The 2,453-nt window shown below is 66.3% G+C and carries 5 protein-coding genes; 3 read left to right on the top strand and 2 right to left on the bottom strand.

Annotated elements, in window-relative coordinates:
* Window positions 1-71: 71 nt before the first annotated feature.
* On the bottom strand, window positions 72-305 hold the full coding sequence (locus ACWCYO_RS40605) for a hypothetical protein (protein ID WP_449787040.1): 234 nt from the start codon (window positions 303-305) through the stop codon (window positions 72-74).
* A 14-nt stretch (window positions 306-319) separates the two neighbouring features.
* Window positions 320-691: an ATP-binding protein gene (locus tag ACWCYO_RS40600; protein ID WP_270144923.1), complete on the bottom strand. Its 372-nt coding sequence runs from the start codon at window positions 689-691 to the stop codon at window positions 320-322.
* Window positions 692-947: 256 nt separating this feature from the next.
* On the opposite strand from ACWCYO_RS40600, the gene ACWCYO_RS40595 reads away from it, so the two are divergent.
* The 3 genes from ACWCYO_RS40595 to ACWCYO_RS40585 all read left to right on the top strand — a co-directional run bounded on the left by ACWCYO_RS40595 (window position 948) and on the right by ACWCYO_RS40585 (window position 2,267).
* The gene (locus ACWCYO_RS40595) at window positions 948-1,805 is read left to right on the top strand and encodes a helix-turn-helix domain-containing protein (protein ID WP_449787039.1); all 858 of its coding nucleotides are present in this window, start codon (window positions 948-950) and stop codon (window positions 1,803-1,805) included.
* Window positions 1,798-1,989: a DUF397 domain-containing protein gene (locus tag ACWCYO_RS40590; RefSeq protein WP_270144928.1), complete on the top strand. Its 192-nt coding sequence runs from the start codon at window positions 1,798-1,800 to the stop codon at window positions 1,987-1,989. Before ACWCYO_RS40595 ends, ACWCYO_RS40590 begins: the two co-directional genes overlap by 8 nt.
* 65 nt (window positions 1,990-2,054) lie before the next feature.
* Window positions 2,055-2,267 (top strand): hypothetical protein, encoded by a 213-nt coding sequence (locus tag ACWCYO_RS40585; RefSeq protein ID WP_449787038.1) that lies wholly within the window; start codon window positions 2,055-2,057, stop codon window positions 2,265-2,267.
* Window positions 2,268-2,453: the final 186 nt, after the last annotated feature.

Genomic DNA, 2,453 nt, shown 5'->3' with positions numbered 1-2,453 from the left:
GAGGGCGGTGATGACGCCCAGGGCGACCGTGGCGATCGCGAGGGCGAGGAGGACGGCGAAGGCCGCCCCGATCAGGAATCGCACGGGTGCTCGCGCTCGGCGTCGAGGAGCAGCACAAGGAGGTTCAGGAGGGTCGAGGTGGGCGCCGTGTTGAAGCGGACGAGGACCCGGCCGTCGAGGGTGTGGTCGAGGTCGGCGGAGGGCCAGATGAGGCCGAACTTCTTGCCGCGCTCGTGGAGTTCGGCGAGGAGGGTGCGGATGTGGTCGTCGGTGTAGGCGCGGATACGGGGGTCGGTGGGCTTCATGGGGAAGCGGCGCTTCACTCGGCACCGCCCAGGTCGCACTCGAACCAGATGGTCTTGCCGCGCTTCTGCGGGTCGATGCCCCAGCGGTCGGTGAGGCCCTCGACGAGCTGGAGGCCCCGGCCGGACTCGGCGAGGAGGTCGAGGGGCTGCATGTCGGGCAGCACCGGGCTCTCGTCCGAGACGGCCACCCGGAGGGTGTTGGCGGTGAGGGAGAGGATCTGGACGACCGGCGCGGGGGTGTTCGCGTGGCTCCAGGCGTTCACGATCAGCTCGCCGAGGGCGAGTTCGGCGTCGAAGGTGTCCGAGGGCGGCCAGCCGAGGCGGGTCATGGCGTCCTGGAGGGACTGCTTGGCGAGGGTGAGCGAGGGCGTGTTGAGGTGACGCATGGGAGTTCTCCCGGCGTGGTGTGGAGTGGAGATCCGGCGGACATGGGTCGCCGTGAGCCAGGCCAGGCAAATGAGCATGGCTGCTCTGCGGTGCCTGCTGGCAGGCATTACTGACGATCCGTCGGATCGATGTGAGAACGACGATAGCGCAGCAGGTGGCAAATTTGAGACCATCGCGAGAAAGTTCCCTCTAACGTGGCTGCCTCGCCCCGGAGCCCTGCGGCACACTGATCTCATCACCCGCAGAGAGGACGTCATGGCCCTTCGATCGAACCCAACCCTTCGCCAGCGACGCCTGGGGACCGAGTTGCGGAGGATTCGAGAGCAGGCCGGCCTCGGCGGCAGCCAGCTGGCACGCGAGCTCGGCATCCAGCCCGCGCAGATCACGCAGATGGAGAGTGGGAAGAGCGGGATCAGCGTCGAGCGGCTGCGGACGATCGCCGCCGTGTGCATGTGTACCAATCAGCCGCTGATCGACGCGATGGCGCGCATGGCCTCAGAGCGCGGGAAGGGCTGGTGGGAGGAGTACCGCGCCACCCTGACCATCGACTTCCTTGAAGTGGCAGAACTTGAGGGTCACGCCGAGCGGATCTCCTTCTGCAATACCGTCTACCTGCCTGGTTTGCTCCAGACCAAGTCCTACGCATCTGCGATGTTCGCCCGCCTCGTGCCTCCCCTGCCTCCACAGGATGTCGAGACCAGGACTACGTTCCGACTCAGGCGCCAGGAAGTCGTCCAGGCGACTCCGGTCCGGGCTTTCATCCACGAAGCTGCACTTCGCATGCAGTTCGGAGGTCCTCTGGTGCTCATCGACCAACTCGCTGCACTGCTGAACGACGCGGAGCGGCCGGGACTTTCCATCCGGGTCGTTCCGTTCGACGTTGACACCTTCCCAGGCACCGGTGAGAACCTGACCTACGTCGAGGGGCCAGTACCCGAGCTGGATACGGTCCAGATGGACGTCGCCCCAGGCACGTTGTTCTTCGACTCGCCCGCCAATCTGGCCAAGTACCGAACCATCTTCTCCAGCTTGGACGCCACTGCTCTCTCCGAGGAACAATCGTGCGACTTCATCCGATCCATTATGAAGGAAATGAAATCTACCTATGCCTAGCTCGGAGTGGCAGAAGTCCAGTTACAGTGCCTCAGGCAACGAGTGCGTCGAAGTACGCGCGATAGACCGCCTGATCGAGCTCCGCGAGTCCGACGAGGGACACCTCATCCTTCGCACCACCCCGACCGCCCTCTCCGCCCTCCTCGACGGCATCAAAGCCGGCGAATTCGACCACCACGCCTAACACGCCCCGGAGTAGGAAGTCGGCGGGCCCGACTTCCTACTCCTCCCCATACCATGCTGGCCGCCATGAAGATCGCTGCCGCCCAGCTGTCCTGCGTCCCCGCCGACATCCCGGCCAACGTCCGGCAACTCGTCGCCCTCGCCAACCACGTCGGCCCCTCCGGCCCCTGGACCGGCTGCGGCGGCGCCGCCCTGTGGGCCCCCGGCGGCACCCTCCTCGCCGAGGCCGACGACCACTCCACCACCGTCGCCGTCGCCGACATCCCTGAGGCCTCCTGAGCCATTCCGGTCGTTGACTCGGGCTGTCCGGACGACGGCGGCAGTGTGGCGGCGGGCCAGGCCGATCGTTCTCCTTAGGTTGCGCGCTAGGTGTTCTGACTCGTGAGGTTGGGGACGCGGCTGGCGGGTGGCTTGCCTGCGAGTGCTGTGTGTCCGCGGTGGTGATTGTAGGTGTGGAGCCAGGCG

Source organism: Kitasatospora sp. NPDC001683, from assembly GCF_053596495.1.
Note: the sequence above shows the minus strand (reverse complement) of the source record. Positions and strands in the feature narration are given on the sequence as shown.

Bases quoted from the DNA above. Each gene is read 5' to 3' on its own strand.
- ACWCYO_RS40605 (WP_449787040.1), bottom strand. From the start codon at position 305: ATGAAGCCCACCGACCCCCGTATCCGCGCCTACACCGACGACCACATC.
- ACWCYO_RS40595 (WP_449787039.1), top strand. From the start codon at position 948: ATGGCCCTTCGATCGAACCCAACCCTTCGCCAGCGACGCCTGGGGACC.
- ACWCYO_RS40590 (WP_270144928.1), top strand. From the start codon at position 1,798: ATGCCTAGCTCGGAGTGGCAGAAGTCCAGTTACAGTGCCTCAGGCAAC.
- ACWCYO_RS40585 (WP_449787038.1), top strand. From the start codon at position 2,055: ATGAAGATCGCTGCCGCCCAGCTGTCCTGCGTCCCCGCCGACATCCCG.
- ACWCYO_RS40600 (WP_270144923.1), bottom strand. From the start codon at position 691: ATGCGTCACCTCAACACGCCCTCGCTCACCCTCGCCAAGCAGTCCCTC.